The sequence below is a fragment of the Pseudonocardia sp. P1 genome (genome assembly GCF_000178675.2).
GTDB lineage: Bacteria > Actinomycetota > Actinomycetes > Mycobacteriales > Pseudonocardiaceae > Pseudonocardia.
Genome location: NZ_ADUJ02000002.1, coordinates 130,035 through 147,352, shown reverse-complemented (window position 1 = coordinate 147,352; position 17,318 = coordinate 130,035). Strand labels below are relative to the sequence as shown.

Below are 17,318 nucleotides of genomic sequence, written 5' to 3'. Positions count from 1 at the left end.
CACCAATTGGGCGCTTCGGGTAGTCACGAGTGGAGCGAATTGGGACATCCTCTGCTCCTCCCATCCCACTCCACGGGCGCGACCTGGAGTCACCGCTCCCCTATCGACTCGAGCTCCCGGTGACCGCGCTCCCAGTGACCGCGCTCCTCGTGTGTGTCACCGCGCGAAGCGCGCCCGTGGGTCGTAGCGATCTGGGACAACCGGCAGGCAGACGATCACGCGACCCTCGATCGAACCGTCAAGCAACCGACGACGAGGTGAGTACAGGTGCAGGTGGAAGGAACGGTCGCTCTCGTGACCGGTGGGGCATCCGGCCTCGGGTTCGCGACCGCGCAACGGCTGGCGGCCGACGGTGCACGGGTGGTGCTCCTTGATCTGGAGTCGTCGCCCGGGCGGGAGGCCGCTGCGGAGATCGGAAGCGCGGCGACATTCGTGCCGACCGACGTGCGGGAAGCCGAGCAGGTGGCGGATGGCGTGTCCGTCGCTCGTGAGCAGGGACCGCTGCGCACAGTCGTCAACTGCGCGGGCATCGGTGATCCGGCCCGGACTCTGGGCAAGGGCGGCCCGCTCGATCTGGACCGTTTCGCACGCGTCGTACAGATCAACCTCATCGGGACTTTCAACGTCATCCGGCTGGCCGCCGAGGCGATCGCGGACACCGAGCCGGACGACGGCGGCGAGCGTGGCGTCGTTGTCAACACGGCCTCCGTCGCAGCCTTCGACGGGCAGATCGGACAGGCGTCCTACTCCGCGTCCAAGGGGGGCATCGTCGGCATGACACTGCCGATCGCGAGGGATCTCGCATCCTCGGCGATCAGGGTGGTGACGATCGCTCCCGGCATGTTCGCGACCCCGATCCTGCGGGGGCTCTCCGAGGAGGCACGTACCTCCCTCGAAGCGCAGGTACCGCACCCGTCCCGGCTCGGAGAGCCCTCGGAGTACGCCGATCTGGTCGCTCACATCGTCGCGAACCCGATGCTGAACGGCGAGACGATCCGTCTCGACGGTGCGATCCGGATGGCCCCCCGATGAGCCGGCGTGCCGCGTTGGTCACCGGGGCGTCCCGGGGGATCGGGGCGCTGATCGCCGGACGTCTGGCCGCCGAGGGGTGGGACCTTACGCTCAGTGCACGCTCCGAAGGACCTCTCGAGGACCTCGCCGAAGCGTTGCGTACCGAGCACGGAGTCTCGGTCGGGACAGTCACCGCTGACATGGCCCAGGAGCACGATGTCCTCCGGCTCGCAACTGCCCAGATCGACGGGCCCGGTCGCCTCGACGCCCTGGTCCTGAATGCCGGAATGGGTTCGATCGGCCCTCTTGCCGACTTCCCGGCACGTCGGCTGGACAAGCTGTACACGGTCAACGTCCGCTCCGGCTACCTGCTCATTCAGACACTGCTACCCCTGCTGCGCGCCACCTCCGGCGAATCCGACGCTGCTCGGGTCATCGCGGTGTCATCGCTGACAGGTGTCGCGGGCGAGCCCCTGAACTCGGCCTACGGAGCAACCAAGGCCGCACTGACATCACTGTGCGAGACGCTCAACACCGAAGAGTCCCTGGGCGGGGTCACCGGGACAGCGGTGTGCCCTGGCTACGTCGCCACCGATATGACAGCACCTCTGACCGGCCAGGTCGCCCACGAAGCCATGATCGACCCGACCGACGTCGCCGAGGTCGTCGTCGGCGTAACCCGGCTGAGCCGATCGGTCGTGATCCCCTCGATCCCCATGGTCCGTCCGGGCACCCACCTCTGGCAGGCCTGATCGTCGAGAGGTCGGGCCTCAACTGGCCGCATAGCTCGGCGGCCCGGCCTCTCGGCACACCTGCACGGACCGGTCACCACTGCTGTCCGACATGTCGATCAGCACCGCTGTGACCACACCGAGATCCGCCAGTACCGAACGACTGACGCTCGGCGCGACGACGCTCCCGCCGACCTCGGTGTCGAAGAGTCCACAGGCCTGGACACCGCCGGGCGGGCGCACGTAGACCAGCACTCCCCCGTTCGCCGCGATCATGGCCCGACCTCGCTCCAGGTGCGCACCGCACCCACAGGACCGGGCTCCGAGCACATCGCCGGTGAGGCATTCGACGTGTACGTAGACCGGAACGTCGCGTGCGCCTGCGACATCCCCGGCGACCAAGGCCAGATGCTCGCCGTTGTCGTGGACGCCGCGGTATCCGATCGCGTGCAACCGTCCCGCGTCGGTGGCCAGGGCCGCATCCGCGCGCCGTACGACCTGGGGCTCCGTGCGCTTGCGGTGTTCCATGAGCTCGGAGATCGACACGATCACGAGTCCGTGCTGACCCGCGAACCGCACCAGCTCCGGTCCGCGTGCCATCTGCCCCGGATGCTCCTCGGAGACGATCTCGCACAGTGCCCCGGCCGGCCGCATCCCGGCGAGCCGCGCGAGATCGACCGCCGCCTCGGTGTGGCCCGGGCGGACCAGGACCCCACCGGAGCGGGCACGAAGCGGCACCACGTGCCCGGGACGTACGAAGTCGGATGCGCGGGCCCGCTCGGAGGCGAGAGCCGCGATGGTGCGAGCACGTGCGGACGCCGAGATACCCGTACCGTTAGCGGCCAGGTCGACCGTGACCTGATATGCCGTCTGATAGCGATCGCCGTTTCGGCCGTGCATCGGCGACAGGTCGAGGCGGTCGCAGTCGTCCTCGGGCAGCGCCACACAGACGAACCCGGATGTGTACCGCACCGTGAAGGCCAAGGTCTGTGCGGTCGCCGCCTCGGCCGCGAAGATCAGGTCTCCCTCGTCCTCCCGGTCGGCGTCGTCGGTCACGATCACCGGACGCCCCGCCGCGATCTCCTGCACAGCGCGGGTCACACGGTCTGGCGGGAACGAGTGCACAGCCTGCACGTCGACGCTCACACCTCCGCCAGTCGCCGGAATCGACTGCCGTGGAACACCAGCGGTGCAGCGGCCGGGTCGGCGTAGGCTCCGTGGATCTCCAGCAGCGCGATCGCGTGATCTCCTGCAGGCAGCTCACTGTGCAGCGAGCAGTCGAGCCAGGCGGTCGCGCCGTGTACGACGACACCACCGGCGCGGGTCTGTTCCCAGGCGACATCCGCGAAGCGGTCACCAGTCTTCCTGGCCAGACTCAAGCACACCTGGTCGTGCCCCTCCGCGAGCACACTGACGCCGAGCCGTGCACGGTCGCGCAGCCGAGGCCAGGTCGTGGAGGTGTTCTGAACACAGACAGAGACCAGAGGCGGCGCCACGGATACCGAGGTGAACGAGCTCGCCGCCATGCCCACGGGCTCGTCGTCGATCATTGCGCACACGGCGGCCACCCCCGAGGGGAAACATCCGAATGTCCGGCGGAGGTGATCCGCATCGGAGGTGACAGGCTCGATCTCGATCATTTCTCGCAGTTCTCCGTTGTTGTCGTTCATGTCCATGTCAGGACCGGGGTAGTCCGAGGACTCTCTCGGCGATGTGGTTGAGCACGCTCTCGTTGTTCAGCGGGGCGATCTGAAGGACACGGATCATCGGCCACAGCGTGATCACGTCGGTCTCGTAGACGAACGCCGAGCCGCCGTGGGTCTGGATGGCGGCCTCGACGGCACCGAGCGCGGCCCGGCTCGCGAGCAACTTGGCCATGTTCGCCTTGGTCCCCGCATCGCGTCCCGAGTCGTACTCGGCCGCCGCGGAGTACATGACCTGCCGAGCGGCCTCCATTTCTGCCTTCGCCAGAGCCAGCGGATGGGCCACGGCTTGATGCGAGCCGATAGGCCTCCCGAAAGGTGCTCTGACCCGCGCATAGTCCACGGCCTTTGTCAAGGCGTAGTCGCCGAGTCCGAGCGCCCACGCGGCGATGGTGACTCGTTCCTGGTTGAGGCAGGCGAGCAGATGGTCGAAACCGAGGCCGTCGGTGCCGATCAGTGCGCTCTCGGGCACGACCACATCGTCGAGGAACACCTCGAACTGGTATTCCGGGGCGTGCCACTCGATGTCCAGCCGGCGCAACGACACACCCGGTAGCGTCATCTCGACCGCGAAGAGACCGAATCCGGTTCGTCTGCCGACCGGCGCTCCGGGTGTGGCTGTCCGGGCCAGCAGGAGGATGTGGTCGGATTCGTCGGCGGCCGAGATGAACACTTTCTGGCCGTCGATGCGATACCCGTCCTCGCATTTTCTGGCTACGGTACTCGACGCGAACGAATTGGTGCCCGAGTCCGGTTCGGTGACGCCGAGACAGAACCGGCGCCGACCTTCCACGGTAGGGACGACGTGCTGGTCGATCTGCGCAGTTGATCCGCTGCGCAGGATGGCTTCGCGGGAGAACGTCGTGAGTGAGTACTGCAGCGGCGGCACTCCCGCGCGTGCGAGCGCCTCCATGACAGCAGTACATCCGGTCAGGCCGCCCCCCGCGCCCCCGAGCTCCTCCGGGACCCCGATCGCGAGCAGATCGGCGGCGACCATGGCATCCCAGAGTTCCGGGATGTGCTGCTTGTTGCGAGCGCGCTCCAGATAGAGAGAGCGCGGGCATGCGGCGATCACCCCCTGCACCGCTTCGTGGACCGACCCGACGAGCTCGGCATGATCGGGATGGACCGTGGGCGGAATCTCGGTCGGCACGATTCTCCTTCCGTCCGTTCAGCGGCCGTGGAACTCGAGAGGACGCTTCCTCAGGGAAGTGCGCGGTCCTTCTCGGGCGTCGGACGACATGCCCCGAGGGTTCAGCACATGCTCCGGGACGAATCGTGGCTCGTCGTTGAGTGCGCGAACGGCGACCTCTCTGGTGGTGCGCGCCGCGAACGGTGCGTTCTCGGCGATCCGCCGGCCGATCGTGAGCGCCCGCTCGAACACGTCGGCTCCCGGGATCGCCTCGTCGATGAGACCGGCCTCGAACGCCCGCTGTGCCGGTACATGATCACCGGTGAGCAGCAGCTTCATGGCGAAGGTCCTGGGAACCTGCCGTGGCATCCGGGCGTGGCTGCCACCGCCGGGCACCAGGCCCCACCGGACTTCGTGGAGCCCGAACACGGCGTGATCGGCAGCGACCCTGATGTCTGTTCCGAGCAGCAGCTCCAGGCCTGCCGCGACGCAGGCACCGTTGGCTGCCGCGATCACGGGTTTGTCCACATCGGACATGAACCGCATGTCGGGACCGGGTACGAGGTTCCCGAGTTCACCGTCCGTCAGCCGAGGAAGGAGCTCGCCCAGGTCGCCTCCGGCACAGAATGCACGCTCGCCTGCTCCTACGATCACGATCGCCTGGACGACCTCTTCTCGAACCGCCGCCGCGATCCCCTCCGCGAGGTCGCGGAGCATCCCGAGAGTGAGGGCATTGTCTGCCTCGGGTCGATCGAGCGTCAGCACCGCCAGGGCATCGTCGACGACATACGTCACCTCTCCGTCTGCGCCCACGCGGTCGGCTCCCTCGATCGTCCGCGACGCGACCGGGAGGTCGACGCCCGTCGAGGACGCTATGCACGCCGTCGCGCTCGTGGATGTCGCAATCCGCACCACCTCCCTGACGTCAGCCCGGAACGTCCCGTTTCGCGACAACCGTGCTCTTAGCGGACTCTCTAGCGTCGCCGTCACCCGATTCGGCGATGGAGCCGGATCTGCGCAGGTCATGCGACCGGAAAGCGTGGTGACCGTGGTGGACGGCATCGAGAGCAGACATGGAGCGGAGACAGACGCTCCCCCTGAACGCACCCTGCGGAGAGTCGCGGGAGCGGCGCTGACCGCGAGCACCCTCGAGTGGTACGACTTCTACATCTACGGCACGGCCGCGGCACTCGTGTTCAACACGGTGTTCTTCCCGACCGCGTCGCCGGTGGTCGGGCTGCTCGCCTCGTTCGCGACGTTCGGCGTCGGATTCCTGTTCCGCCCCGTCGGAGGAATCGTGTTCGGCCATTACGGCGACCGGGTCGGGCGAAAGAAGCTGCTGGTCATCGCCATGCTGATGATGGGTGCCGCGACAACTTTGATCGGGCTGCTCCCCACGTATGCAACGATCGGAATCGCGGCTCCGATCCTTCTCGTCGTCCTGAGGTGCGTCCAGGGACTGGCGATCGGCGGGCAGTATGGCGGAGCGATGTTGCTCGTCACCGAGAACGCGCCCGCCCACCGTCGGGGGTTCTACGGCAGCTTCGCTCAGATGGGCCCCTCGCTCGCCGTCATCCTGTCAAACATCACCTTTCTCGTGCTGATCGCCGCACTGCCCGCCGACGACTTCGCCTCGTGGGGATGGCGCGTTCCGTTCCTTCTCAGCGTCATCGTCATCGCACTGGGACTCTGGATCCAGCTACGGATCGAGGACACTCCGGACTTCCGGAGGCTGAACGAAGGCTCGGGCGCAGGTCGACCGACCGAGAAGCAGACGGCGACTGCATCCGGACCCGCCAGGTCCCGCTCACCGCTGGTCGAGGCGCTACGCACGCATCCGATGCAGATCCTGCAGGCTGGCGGCATGATCCTGGTGATCCAGGTCTACTACTACATCCTTATCGTCTTCATGGTGTCCTACGTCGGAACGCTCGGCGTGGACCGGTCCACGATCCTGACGATCGTACTGATCTCCAGCGGAGCCACCGTGCTGACGATCCCGATGTTCGCCGGCCTGTCCGATCGGATCGGACGCAAACGGGTTCTGGTCCCGGCCGCGGTCGCGACCCTCGTGTCGGCCTTCCCGTTCTTCTGGCTGATGGAATCGGCCACGGTCCCCACCATGCTCTCGGGTGCCCTCATCGCGGGTGTCGTTCTCGGGGCGCTCTACGGGCCCATGGCCGCCTTCTTCACCGAGATGTTCGCGACCGGGGTGCGCTACTCGGGAGCGTCGGTGGGCTACCAGCTCGGCGCCGTGGTCGGTGGCGGGTTCTCGCCGCTGATCGCCGCATCTCTCCTGGCCTGGACCGGGACCATCAATGCGGTCGCCGGCTTCGTAGCCGTCGCCGCGCTGCTCACGCTCCTCGCCATCGTGTCGACCCGCGAGCACTACCGCGTCGATCGAAGGTGAACCGTGGCCGGTCGGCCCACCGCGCCGGGGGCCGACCGGTCACGCCAGTCAGAACGCAGCGGTCGAGAGATCCAGCCCGAGCGCCCGCACCTTCCGGTAGAGGGTGGAGCGAGCGATACCGAGCGACTCGGCGGCCCGGTGCTTGTTCCCCCCGGAGTCCCGCAGCGCCTTCATGATCGTCCGAGCCTCCGCCTGCTCCAACATCGCGAGCGGCCGGCGAGCGGCGCGCGCGACGACGTCCGCGGGGAGATCGGCGGCACCCACATAACCGCCGCGGTTGCGCACCACCAACGTCCGGACCAAGGTCTCGAGCGACGCCACGTTGCCCGCCCACTCCAGGCGGCTGAGGGCTTGTACCGCCTCCGGCATCCAGCGCACCGTCTCGCCGTCGCCCACCACCCGCTTCGTCAGCGCGGCGAGCAAGACGGCCAGGTCCTCCAGCCGGTCCCGCAAGGGCGGAACGTCAAGGACCTCGCTGAAGGCGTCGATCAACGGATTCCGCGCGCCGAACGCGAGAGGGCCCGCTTCGGAAGTCGCGAAGACCCGCCGTGAACCGGGCCGACGTTCGAGCGCACGCAATGTGGCGTGTGCGACGTCGGGATCGAGACGGTCGATGTGCCGGAGCACCAGCGTCTCCTCCGGCCCGTCGAGCTCGGTCTCCACGTCGGCCAGCCAGGCGTCGACCCCGCGAGTCCCCAGCTCTGTCGCATCAGCGACGCGCAAAGGCCCGGCCTCGGCCAGCGACGCGGCGACCGCCAACCGACCGCTGCCCTGCTCCCCCACCAGCAGGACCCGCTCGGCAGAGCCGATCGCGGCGGCTCGCCGGCACAGCGCGGCCCATCGAGGACTGGAACCGACGAGACCGGGCAGGCGGGGGAACGCCTCCGTGGCGGACCGGCCCGCGGGACGTGTCGTTTCGGCCTTCAGCTTGAGGACCGCCCCGATGACGTCAGGACCGTCGTTGACCGGATGGGTCTCGACCGAGACACGGGTGCCGTCAGTGAGCGTGACCGGGCAGGGCCGGGCGATCTGGTCGCCCAGGACCTTGGCCGCATGTTCCCAGAGCATCGCCTGATCGACGCCACCGATGAGCCGGGCAGCAGCCGCGTTGGTGATGATCGTGTGCTGGTCGAGCGTGACCAGCGGATGCCTGGTGTCGCGGTTGTGCGTCAGGTAGGAGTCGAGCAGTAGGCGTTCGCGCCCCGAGGCCGCGTGCCGCAGGCTGTCCTGGATGTCAGCAGCGATCTCCATGACCCAGGACAGGACGAACGGGGTCGTGTCGCCGAGCCGGCAGGTGAGATCGATGCTCCCGACCACACGTCGTGTGATCGGGTGGACGATTGGTGCGCCCGCGCAGCTCAGGTCGTGGAACGCCTCGGCGAAGTGCTCCGGGCCACGCACCAGGATCGGGCGCCCGCTCAGCAGCGTGATCGCACTCGTCGTACCGACGTGGGACTCCGCGACCGAGAAGCGCGGAGCGACGTTGAGAGTGTCGAGCCGCGCAGCGAAAGCCGGGTCCGGAACCCAGCGATGCAACAGGCGACCCTCGTTGTCCGTGAGCGACAACGCGCACTCTGCCTGTTCCAGCGCTGCACGCCGCTTCTCCACGATCGGAGCAACTGCGCGCGTGAGATACGAGTCGAGGTCCACCTCAGGGTAATACCCAGGCGCCACGTCATCGGGTCGAAGGCCCTGGACGCGCGATCGCTTCCAGGACTCGTAGACGACCGCGCGCACCGGGCCCGCGGTCTCCGGCATCCGTGCAGGATTCGCCCCGAGCACGTCGCGCGCGGCATGCATGGCGCGGGCCCACTCGTCCATGAGGTCCTCCGATCCGCCCCGGCCCGGCGGTGGACCGACGTGAAGGCGACACCGAGGATGATGCCAGCTACTGACAAGCTGTCAAGAAGCGGGGGGCTGGTCGGCGATGGTCAGTACCGTTCGCACCAGGAGGTCGTGGACCTGCGGTTTCGTCAGAGAACCGACAGTGAGCCATTCGGCGACAGCAGCAGACACCAGACCCTGATAGCTCCGGATCTTCGCCCTGGTCACCGGGTCGTCGGCCAAATCGAGGACTGCGACGATCCGGTCCTCCCAGGCACGCATGCCGGACCGGAAGACAGCCTCGACCTCGGGGTCGGAGCCCGGCGCGACGGTCCCGATCATGGTCATGATCGTCTGCGGATTCTGTTCGAGGACGTCGAGCCAGCGCCCGAGCACCCGCCGGAGTTCGTCCGGGCCCGTTGCACGGCGTTGGGGCGGCAGCTCGGGAAGGTGCCCGAAGCGCCGTAGCACGTCCAGGTAGAGCCCACGCTTGGTGCCGAAGTAGTAGTTCAAGTTGGTGCGAGTCGTCCCCGCCGCCCGTGCAAGGTCGGTCGTGGACACCCCCGAGTAGGGCCGCTCCGCGAACAGCCGTTGCGCGGCTTCGAGGATCTGCTCTCGCCGGTCGTCCGGATCCAGCCTGATCCGGCGGTTCTCGACGCCGGCCGCGTCGGTGCTCGGGCTTGCCACGACGGTCACGGTAACGGCAGAACCCGCCGTGACCAGAAGTTGTCGCGTTACGCGACAACCGGGATCTGGGGCGGCGACCTAGCGTCCCTCGCATGCTGCTGGACCTGGACGAGGATCGTCGCGCGTTCCGTGACAGCGTGCGGTCGTGGGTGGACAAGAACTTCCCGCCCGAGCGCGCGCTGGAGCTCGAGAAGCGTGAGTACGACTACCCCTACGAGCTGTGGGACGCGATGGCCGAAGCCGGCTTTCACGCGATGGGGATCGACGAGGAATACGGTGGCCAGGGCGGCAACGCCGTCGACACGGCCGTTCTGGCCCGCGAACTCGCACGCAGCCTGGGTGGTCTGTCCTGGGTGTGGGGCATCCCCTCCTTCGCCGGCGCCAAGGCCGTGACCCACGGCGGGACCGAGGAGCAGAAGCGCGAGTACCTCCCGCGGCTCGCCGCCGGTGATATTCGGTTCTCGATCGCGGTCACCGAGCCCGGTGGCGGCACCGACCTGCTCGGAGCGATGACCACTCGGGCGAAGAAGGTCGACGGCGGCTGGGTGGTCAAGGGCCAGAAGATGTGGTCGACCGGCGCCAAGGAGGCCACCTACCTTCTGATTCTCGCCCGCAGCGGCGACCCCGAGGCGCCCGGTAAGCGAGCTCCGACGACCCTCCTGCTCGTGCCGACGGACTCCCCCGGCATCGAGATGCGCTACATCCCCAAACTCGGGATGCGGGCGATGGGCTCCTGCGAGGTGTTCCTCGACGATGTGTTCGTCCCCGACTCGCAGCTGTTGGGCACCGAGCACCAGGGCTTTCGCGTCCTTCTCGCCTCGCTGAACAACGAACGGATCATGAGCGGCGCACTGGCGCTGGGCATGCTGGACGGAATCCTCGAGGAGTCCGTCGAGTACGCGAAGAACCGGATGACGTTCGGCCGGGTGATCGGCGGCCATCAGATCATCCAGCACTACATCGCCGACACCGCGCTCGGACAGAAGCAGGCCGAGTTGATGGTCTTCGACGCTGCGTGGCGCGAGGCATCAGGCATGCGCTGCCACCAGGAGGCGAACATGGTCAAGGTGGTCACCTCCGAGCTCGCCGTATCGGCAGCCGACCGTGGAATCCAGATCCTGGGCGGCATGGGGATCTCCAGCGAGACCCATGCACAGCGGTTCTGGCGCGATCTGCGACAGTTCCGGATCGCCCCGATCAGCAATGAAATGGCGCGCAACAATCTGGCCGAGTCGTTCGGTCTCCCCCGTTCCTACTGACCCGACACGGGAGGGTTCGACGATGAACGTCCTCACCTCGATCGAGCGTATCGCCCGGCAACGTGGCGATCACGTGGCGGTTCGCAGTGGCGGACAGGAACTGCAGTACCGGGATCTCATCGACACCGCTGCCCGGTTCGCGGGATACCTGCATCGAGCAGGGCTGCAGCCCGGTGATCGTGTCGGGATCTACCTGCACAACGAGCCCGAGTGGATTCCGGCTCTGCTCGGGATCTGGCGGGCCGGCGGCGTCGCGGTTCCGTTCAACTACATGTTCGCCCCGAGCCCTCTGCGCCACGCCGCGGTGGACTCGGGCGCTCGGTGGATCATCGCACTGGGCGCCGACGTCCCCCGGCTCCAGGAGGTGCTCGCCGACACTCCGTTGGTGCGCGGCATCATCACGCTGACCCCAGCAGATGGCGCCACCGTCTCCTTCGGCGAGGCCACTGCCGGGGAGCCGCTGCGACACACGGTGCCCCGGCTCGACGGCGACGATGCGCTGCTGATGTACACCAGTGGCTCGACCGGTCGACCCAAGGGGGTCCGGCAGACACACCGCAACACCACGGCCGAGTGCGAGGCCGTCATCGACGTCTTCGATCTGGGATCGAGCGACAGCGCGCTGGTCTGCACGCCTCTGTTCCATGTCGGGGGCCTGCAGCTGATCACGCTTCCGCTGCTGCTCGCCGGCGGCCAGGTCACGTTGCGACGCTGGAACGCCGCGGAGTACGTGAACGAGGTCCTCACCTCGCGGCCGACAGTCCTGGCGATCGTGCCGGCGATGATGATCGACATCGTCAGTCTGCTGAAGGAGCAGGCACGCGACTTCGAGTCCGTTCGAGTCTGCATGGTTGGTGGCTCGGCGATGCCGGAGTCGCGGCTCAAGCAGTTCTCCGCGTTGACCGGCGTCGTCCCGGTCAACATCTACGGGCAGACCGAACAGAGCGGGCTGGCCATCACCGAGCGGACAGAGCAGGATCGCCGTACCGGGTCGCTGGGCAGGCCGCTCGAACAGATCCTCCAGTGGCAGGTCGTACCCGTCGGCGCCGACGAACCACTTCCCGCCGGTGCCGACCTACCCGGCGAGCTGTGGGTGCGTGGCGACGCGGTGACGCCGGGTTACTGGCAGCTACCCGAGACGAACGACACCAAGTTCCGAGACGGGTGGTTCCGGACCACCGACCTTGTCCGTGAGGCGCCCGACGGCTTCCTCTACTACGTCGAGCGAGCCGATGACATGATCATCAGCGGTGGGGAGAACATCTATCCGCAGATGGTCGAAGGGCATCTCCTCGCGTGCCCCATGGTCGCCGAGGTTGCCGTGATCGGCACGCCGCACGAGCGCTTCGTCGAGCAGGTGACCGCGATCATCGTCCCGACACGTCCCGACGTGACTGCGGAGGACATCGCAGAGTACTGCCAGACACAGCCCGACCTGCGCGGTCTGCAGCGTCCACGACGGATAGAGATCGTCGACACGATCCCACGGACCGGCACCAACAAGATCGACAAGCCGGCCCTCAAGGTCCGCTTCCGGGATTGAGCGACAGACAGGGCCCCCGCCGGATGCACCGGCGGGGGCCCTGTCTGTCGACACCGGATGAGTAGGTTCAGCGCTCCTGTTCGAGATGCGCCCGGACCGTCTTTCCGGTCTGCGAGACCCACCCCGCTCCGGTGGCGTAGTCGATCATCTTCTTCCAGCCGGCGTCCCAGTCGGTGGCGGTGGCGGTACCTCGTGCCCGCTCCCGCAGTACCTCGAGGTCGAGAGCGGCGTCCGTGTCACCGTCCATCGTTCCGAGGCCGGACCGTCTTAACTCCCCGTCCACGGCCGCAGTGGCGAGATCGCTCACCACCGACAGCCGCGTGAGGTCGTCCGTCTCCTCGACCGTCACTGCGCCGGTCACCACGCGAACGAACATCTCTTCCCCCTCCTCAGCGCCCGAACTCGACCGTTGCCGTGCCGCCGACGGCCCGGGTTCCGTCACCCCGATCAGCCCATACTTCGCAGTCCACCAGATGCCGGCCGTCGGCCTCTCGGACCGCGGTGACAGTGCCTCCGACGTCGACGGCATCACCGGCGAACACGTTCGCGGAGAACCGACAGTCGACGTTTCGCACCGCCGCGCGCGAACCGGTCCAGGCAGCCAGCATGTTGATGACATAGGCCATCGTGACCCCGCCCTGGTTCACCTCACGATCGCCCAGCCCGGCGGAGCGAACAGCGTCGAGGTCGAAGTGGATCGGGTTCGGGTCCCTCAGGACAAGCGCCATGATCTTGATCTTGTCCGCCTCCACGCTCTCCACCCGGAGAGCAGGGACTGCGTCCCCCACAGCAGGCAGTGCGGTCACGGGCATCAGGCACCTCGCTTGAAGATGAAACCTTCGGTCACGGTGCCGACAGGCCCGTCACCGGGTTCGGTCAGGTCGTGCACCACCACGGTGACCGTGACGAAGTCCAGGTAGCCTCCGCCGCGCGACTCCTTGCGCGACACCGGGCCGACCGATGCGGTGGTCCGCACCCGATGACCGGCCCGCAGCGGGCGATGCTGGGCGAGGCCGCAGTTACCGAACAGCAGTGTGTCGTGCTCCCGCTTGCCTGCGCGGTCGCAGAGCTCGTCGACGGTGATACCCATACCCCGCAACGCGATCACAAGCAGCCAGAGGGGGTGTGCGTGATCGCTGTCTTCGGCCGGTGCAAGCAGGGCGTAGTCGGCCAGCGCGCTCTCGTAGGGTTCGACGGTCAGCTCGGCACCCGGCAGATCGCGGCCGTCGAGCGCCGCACGCAGGTCCTCCAACGTGATGGGCCCAGAGGTTGTCGTCGTCATCGTTCCTCTCTCGGTACTGCGTCGTTCATCCGCGAAGCGGCAGGCCGACGGCTTCCTCGAACTCACGCAGGTCGAAGTAGTCACGCCACTCCGTGATCAGTCCGCCCACCACCCGGGTCACGCCGGTCACGGGCAATGCGAACGACTTACCTGTCGGAAGCGCCGTCAGCACGTCCACCCGCTCGGTGAACACGTACCCGTCCCGGGACGCGAGGTGGAGGGTGTCGATGTGGTCCATGGACATCACCTGGAACAGTGCGGTGAGCGTCTGGAGCACCGCATCGCGGCCGTGAGCCGGAGGCAGTGGCATGTTCTGGTACATCGCCTCGGGCGCCAGGTAGCGCTCGAGACGAGCCGGGTCACCGTGGGGCAGCTCGGCGAAGAACGCGAGGACGAGTTCCTCGTCCGCTCCCTCGGGCCGCGCAGCCGCCGTCGTCGTGTCCGCCCAGGTCGGCCGGGTCGACATCTCGGTCATGGGATGACTCCTTCGTCGTCATGACAGGCTCAGAAAACGGTGTAGCCCCCGTCGACCACGACCTCGTTGCCGGTGTGGAAGGTGAGGGCCGGATCCGCGAGGAAGGCCGCGACCTCGTGGAACTCCTCCGGATCCGCCCACCGCCGCGCCGGGGTACGGCCTGTGGTGACGGCCATGAACTTCTCGTTCTCCTGAAGATCGGTGTTCATGCCTGTACGGGTCCAGCCCGGGATGAGGATGTTGCACCGCACCCTGTGCCGCGCGAGCTCCACCGCCAGGGTGCGGCCGAGGCCGAGCAGACCCGTCTTGCTCGCGGCATAGGCGGCCTGACCTGCTCCCCCGTACCGGCTGATGGTCGAGGACAGGACGACGATCGAGCCGCCGGCCCCCTGCTCGACGAATCGTCGAGCGGCCTCACGGGTACACAAGAAGCCGCCGTCGAGATTCGTGCGCAGCACCCGGTGCCATGTCTCCAAGCTCATGTCCGTGATGGGTGCGGCCTCAGCGATACCCGCGTTGGCCACGAAGCAGCCGAGGGGGCCGAGCTCACCGACGGTCCGGTCCATCGCTGCGGCGACGGCCGACTCGTCGGTCACGTCACAGCTCACCGCCATCGCCTTGACCCCCAGGGAGGAGATCTCGTCGACGGCATCCGCGCTGCGCTCGGCGTTACGCGCCCACACGGCGATGTTGGCTCCAGCTTTCGCCATACCGACCGCCATGGCCCGACCGATGCCGTTATTGCCACCAGTGACGACCGCGTTGACTCCGGTCAGATCGCTCATGCCGGTCCACCTCCCGGAAGATCGATCAGATCGGCCAGCACGGCCCTATGACGCTCCGGAGTGCCGAAGGCGATCGCGCTGCTCTTGGCGCGCTTGAGGTACAGATGTGCGGGATGCTCCCAGGTGAAGCCAATCCCGCCGTGTAGCTGCACGCACTCCTCGGCCGCCTGCTGGACCACCACCGAGCAATGTGCCTGTGCGAGCGCGGCCGCGACCGGGAGGTCCGGTGAGCCCACCGCGGCGCACTCCGCGGCGTATCGCGCGACGGCCCGTGCCTGGGTGATCAGCACCCAGAGGTCGGCGAGCCGGTGCTTCAGAGCCTGGTACGAGCCCAGGACGCGGGCGAACTGGCTGCGGACTCCGAGGTACTCCACCGTCATGTCCAGGCACCGCTCCGCGACTCCGAGCTGCTCCGACGCGAGCAGCACGGCGCCGATGCGCAGGGCCGCGTCGACCGCAGCAGGCACGTTCGGCCCCCGGGCGACAGGCCGGGCGGAGACGCCGTCGAAGGACAGGTCCACCAGTGGGCGCGTCATGTCGAGCGAGACCACCGGAGTACGGACGAGTCCCTCGCTCTCGGACCCGACGGCATAGAGCGCATCCCCGACGGGCACGAGCAGGACATCGGCGACGAGGGCGTCGGCAACCCCTCGGACCGAGCCGTACAGCGTCCGCCCGTCGACCGTGACCGGAACCCCGGAAACCCCCGCAGTGGCGCCGAACGGGACCGCCACAGCAGCCCCCAGCTCTCCCGAGGCGATCTGCGGAAGGAGCTCCTCCTCACCGAGCTCCAGCAGGAGGGCTCCCGCGACCGCGGTCCCGAGGAACGGCACCGGCGCGACTGCACGACCGAGCTCCTCGGACACGACGGCGGACTCGCGCCAGCTCGCGCCCGCGCCGCCGAATCTCTCCGGGATCGCGAGCGAGGAACAGCCCACGTCGGTCCCCAGCGCCAACCAGAGCTCCCGATCGACAGGGGTGTCGGACTCGGTGCGCTCCAGCACGTCGCTCCATGCGCTGCGCTTGTCCAGCACCGAGCGGACGGTCGCACGCAGGTCGTCCTCGATCTCGGAGTACAGCAGATCACCGGTCACAGGTGTGCTCATCGGGGAAGGTCCTTCCAGGCCACGTCCTTGTCGGCACGAGCCTCCGCCGGGAGACCGAGCACACGCTCGGCGATGATGTTGCGCATGATCTCCGAGGTGCCACCTTCGATCGAGTTGCCCTTGGCACGCAGGTAGCGCCAGCCGGCGGGGCTCTCTGCGTGGGTGACGATCACCGGACGACGGGCCGAGTAGTCCGTGTAGCGCAGCGCCTCGTCGCCGAGCAGGTCGAGTTCCAGGGCGGAGACCTGCTGGTTGAGCCGCGCATAGGTGAGCTTGGCTCCCGAGCCTTCCGGTCCCGGCAGCCCAGCAGCCTGTTGCTGACCGAGCCGCTCGGCCGTCAGCCGACCGGCCTCGGCCTCGACCCAGAAGCGCAGAACCTGGTCGTGCAGCCCCGAGGTGCGAAGTTCCGGACGCTCCCGCCACACCTTGGCGAGCTCGCCGATCGCCCCGCTCTCCCGGGGGATGGTCCCGGCTCCGATCGCAACACGCTCGTTCATGAGTGTGTTCTGGGTGACCGCCCAGCCCTGCCCGATCTCCCCGAGTCGCTGTGTGTCAGGAATACGGACGTCGTCGAGATAGACCTCGTTGAACTCGCTCTCCCCGGTGATCTGGCGCAGGGGTCGCACGTCCACACCCCGAGCGCTCATGTCGCACACGAAGAACGTCAGGCCACGATGCTTCGGCTGCGTGGGGTCGGTGCGGGCCACCAGAATCGCCCAGCTCGCGTCGTGGGCAAGCGAGGTCCATACCTTCTGACCGTTGACGACCCAGTCGTCACCGTCCCGCCGGGCGCTCGTGGCGACATTGGCCAGGTCGGAGCCGGCCCCCGGCTCACTGAACAACTGACACCAGATGTCCTCGCCCGTCCAGAGCGGGCGGAGCCAGCGACGCTGCTGCTCGAGCGTTCCGAAGCGGAGAAGACTCGGCGCTGCCATTCCCAGGCCGATGATGTTGGTGTGCGGCTTGTTGTCCGGGGCGCCGGCAGCGGCGAACGCACGGTCGACGCCCGGCTGAAGCCCGGGATCCACGCCCAGACCACCGAGTCCCTCCGGGTAGTGCAGCCACGCGAGTCCCGCGTCGAATCTCGCCCGCAGGAACTCGAGCCGGTCGCTCGTACCGGGATCGTGCTCGCCAAGAAAGTCCGACACGCGGACGGACAGGCTCTCGGCGTCGATCCCGCCGGTATTCGTGCTGGTCACGCGTCGCCTCTCTGGTCACGGGTCCGGACGGTGACGACGGTAGGTCCGCGCCCGCCAGCAGGGTTGTCGCAATCCGGGACAGGACCTGCGCAGGTGTAGCGGATCGCGACATCCGATGCCCCGCTCGCCCACCTAGCGTCCCGGCCCGTACCCAGGGCCGGGTCCGTCCCG

18 protein-coding genes are annotated in these 17,318 nt (G+C 67.9%); 5 read left to right on the top strand and 13 right to left on the bottom strand.

From position 1 onward, the window contains the following. Positions 1–267 precede the first annotated feature (267 nt). Both PP1_RS30135 and PP1_RS30130 read left to right on the top strand, forming a co-directional pair. Positions 268–1,032 (top strand): 3-hydroxyacyl-CoA dehydrogenase, encoded by a 765-nt coding sequence (locus tag PP1_RS30135; RefSeq protein ID WP_010230797.1) that lies wholly within the window; start codon positions 268–270, stop codon positions 1,030–1,032. Then, positions 1,029–1,763, top strand: a complete 735-nt coding sequence (locus PP1_RS30130) for an SDR family NAD(P)-dependent oxidoreductase (RefSeq protein ID WP_010230794.1) — start codon at positions 1,029–1,031, stop codon at positions 1,761–1,763. The genes PP1_RS30135 and PP1_RS30130 overlap by 4 nt, the downstream gene beginning before the upstream one ends. Positions 1,764–1,781: 18 nt before the next feature. On the opposite strand, the gene ribB is transcribed toward PP1_RS30130, so the two are convergent. The 4 genes from ribB to PP1_RS30110 are packed head-to-tail and all read right to left on the bottom strand — an operon-like array spanning position 1,782 to position 5,567. Further along, a complete protein-coding gene (gene ribB / locus PP1_RS30125; RefSeq protein WP_010230791.1) occupies positions 1,782–2,888 on the bottom strand; it encodes a 3,4-dihydroxy-2-butanone-4-phosphate synthase in 1,107 nt (368 codons plus the stop codon). Then, positions 2,885–3,382, bottom strand: coding sequence for a flavin reductase family protein (locus PP1_RS30120; protein WP_010230788.1), 498 nt, complete (start codon positions 3,380–3,382; stop codon positions 2,885–2,887). Before PP1_RS30120 ends, ribB begins: the two co-directional genes overlap by 4 nt. A gap of 37 nt (positions 3,383–3,419) precedes the next feature. Continuing rightward, a complete protein-coding gene (locus tag PP1_RS30115) occupies positions 3,420–4,598 on the bottom strand; it encodes an acyl-CoA dehydrogenase family protein (protein ID WP_010230786.1) in 1,179 nt (392 codons plus the stop codon). Between the two features lie 18 nt (positions 4,599–4,616). Then, positions 4,617–5,567, bottom strand: coding sequence for an enoyl-CoA hydratase/isomerase family protein (locus tag PP1_RS30110; protein ID WP_202796383.1), 951 nt, complete (start codon positions 5,565–5,567; stop codon positions 4,617–4,619). Between the two features lie 52 nt (positions 5,568–5,619). Between PP1_RS30110 and PP1_RS30105 the strand changes: the two genes are divergently transcribed. After that, entirely contained in the window at positions 5,620–6,987 is a 1,368-nt protein-coding gene (locus PP1_RS30105) for an MFS transporter (RefSeq protein ID WP_202796382.1), read from the top strand. Between the two features lie 48 nt (positions 6,988–7,035). Here the strand turns inward: PP1_RS30105 and PP1_RS30100 are convergent, their stop codons facing one another. Both PP1_RS30100 and PP1_RS30095 read right to left on the bottom strand, forming a co-directional pair. Beyond that, on the bottom strand, positions 7,036–8,808 hold the full coding sequence (locus tag PP1_RS30100; protein WP_010230779.1) for a sigma-54-dependent Fis family transcriptional regulator: 1,773 nt from the start codon (positions 8,806–8,808) through the stop codon (positions 7,036–7,038). 81 nt (positions 8,809–8,889) lie between these two features. After that, the gene (locus PP1_RS30095) at positions 8,890–9,498 is read right to left on the bottom strand and encodes a TetR/AcrR family transcriptional regulator (RefSeq protein ID WP_139324208.1); all 609 of its coding nucleotides are present in this window, start codon (positions 9,496–9,498) and stop codon (positions 8,890–8,892) included. 92 nt (positions 9,499–9,590) lie between these two features. Here PP1_RS30095 and PP1_RS30090 point away from each other — a divergent pair, with 92 nt between their 5' ends. Further along, positions 9,591–10,757 carry an acyl-CoA dehydrogenase family protein gene (locus PP1_RS30090; protein WP_010230776.1) on the top strand — a complete coding sequence of 389 codons (1,167 nt, stop codon included), beginning with the start codon at positions 9,591–9,593 and terminating at the stop codon, positions 10,755–10,757. Positions 10,758–10,779: 22 nt separating this feature from the next. Next, a complete protein-coding gene (locus tag PP1_RS30085) occupies positions 10,780–12,300 on the top strand; it encodes a class I adenylate-forming enzyme family protein (RefSeq protein WP_010230775.1) in 1,521 nt (506 codons plus the stop codon). A 67-nt stretch (positions 12,301–12,367) separates the two neighbouring features. On the opposite strand, the gene PP1_RS30080 is transcribed toward PP1_RS30085, so the two are convergent. Genes PP1_RS30080 through PP1_RS30050 form a run of 7 tightly spaced genes read right to left on the bottom strand, consistent with a single transcriptional unit; the run spans position 12,368 to position 17,147 of the window. Further along, complete coding sequence (locus tag PP1_RS30080; protein WP_139324209.1) at positions 12,368–12,742, bottom strand: hypothetical protein; 375 nt, start codon at positions 12,740–12,742, stop codon at positions 12,368–12,370. Then, complete coding sequence (locus PP1_RS30075; protein WP_202796381.1) at positions 12,690–13,052, bottom strand: MaoC family dehydratase; 363 nt, start codon at positions 13,050–13,052, stop codon at positions 12,690–12,692. The genes PP1_RS30080 and PP1_RS30075 overlap by 53 nt, the downstream gene beginning before the upstream one ends. Before the next feature lie 59 nt (positions 13,053–13,111). Beyond that, complete coding sequence (locus tag PP1_RS30070) at positions 13,112–13,582, bottom strand: hypothetical protein (protein WP_033199605.1); 471 nt, start codon at positions 13,580–13,582, stop codon at positions 13,112–13,114. A gap of 25 nt (positions 13,583–13,607) precedes the next feature. Continuing rightward, on the bottom strand, positions 13,608–14,057 hold the full coding sequence (locus PP1_RS30065) for a limonene-1,2-epoxide hydrolase family protein (RefSeq protein ID WP_010230768.1): 450 nt from the start codon (positions 14,055–14,057) through the stop codon (positions 13,608–13,610). A 29-nt stretch (positions 14,058–14,086) separates the two neighbouring features. Further along, the gene (locus tag PP1_RS30060) at positions 14,087–14,842 is read right to left on the bottom strand and encodes an SDR family NAD(P)-dependent oxidoreductase (protein WP_010230766.1); all 756 of its coding nucleotides are present in this window, start codon (positions 14,840–14,842) and stop codon (positions 14,087–14,089) included. After that, positions 14,839–15,948, bottom strand: coding sequence for an acyl-CoA dehydrogenase family protein (locus PP1_RS30055; RefSeq protein WP_029239572.1), 1,110 nt, complete (start codon positions 15,946–15,948; stop codon positions 14,839–14,841). The genes PP1_RS30060 and PP1_RS30055 overlap by 4 nt, the downstream gene beginning before the upstream one ends. Further along, entirely contained in the window at positions 15,945–17,147 is a 1,203-nt protein-coding gene (locus tag PP1_RS30050) for an acyl-CoA dehydrogenase family protein (RefSeq protein WP_010230762.1), read from the bottom strand. The genes PP1_RS30055 and PP1_RS30050 overlap by 4 nt, the downstream gene beginning before the upstream one ends. Positions 17,148–17,318: the final 171 nt, after the last annotated feature.

Bases quoted from the DNA above. Each gene is read 5' to 3' on its own strand.
- PP1_RS30070 (WP_033199605.1), bottom strand. From the start codon at position 13,582: ATGACGACGACAACCTCTGGGCCCATCACGTTGGAGGACCTGCGTGCG.
- PP1_RS30130 (WP_010230794.1), top strand. From the start codon at position 1,029: ATGAGCCGGCGTGCCGCGTTGGTCACCGGGGCGTCCCGGGGGATCGGG.
- PP1_RS30100 (WP_010230779.1), bottom strand. From the start codon at position 8,808: ATGGACGAGTGGGCCCGCGCCATGCATGCCGCGCGCGACGTGCTCGGG.
- PP1_RS30090 (WP_010230776.1), top strand. From the start codon at position 9,591: ATGCTGCTGGACCTGGACGAGGATCGTCGCGCGTTCCGTGACAGCGTG.
- PP1_RS30060 (WP_010230766.1), bottom strand. From the start codon at position 14,842: ATGAGCGATCTGACCGGAGTCAACGCGGTCGTCACTGGTGGCAATAAC.
- PP1_RS30085 (WP_010230775.1), top strand. From the start codon at position 10,780: ATGAACGTCCTCACCTCGATCGAGCGTATCGCCCGGCAACGTGGCGAT.
- PP1_RS30055 (WP_029239572.1), bottom strand. From the start codon at position 15,948: ATGAGCACACCTGTGACCGGTGATCTGCTGTACTCCGAGATCGAGGAC.
- PP1_RS30120 (WP_010230788.1), bottom strand. From the start codon at position 3,382: ATGATCGAGATCGAGCCTGTCACCTCCGATGCGGATCACCTCCGCCGG.
- PP1_RS30065 (WP_010230768.1), bottom strand. From the start codon at position 14,057: ATGACCGAGATGTCGACCCGGCCGACCTGGGCGGACACGACGACGGCG.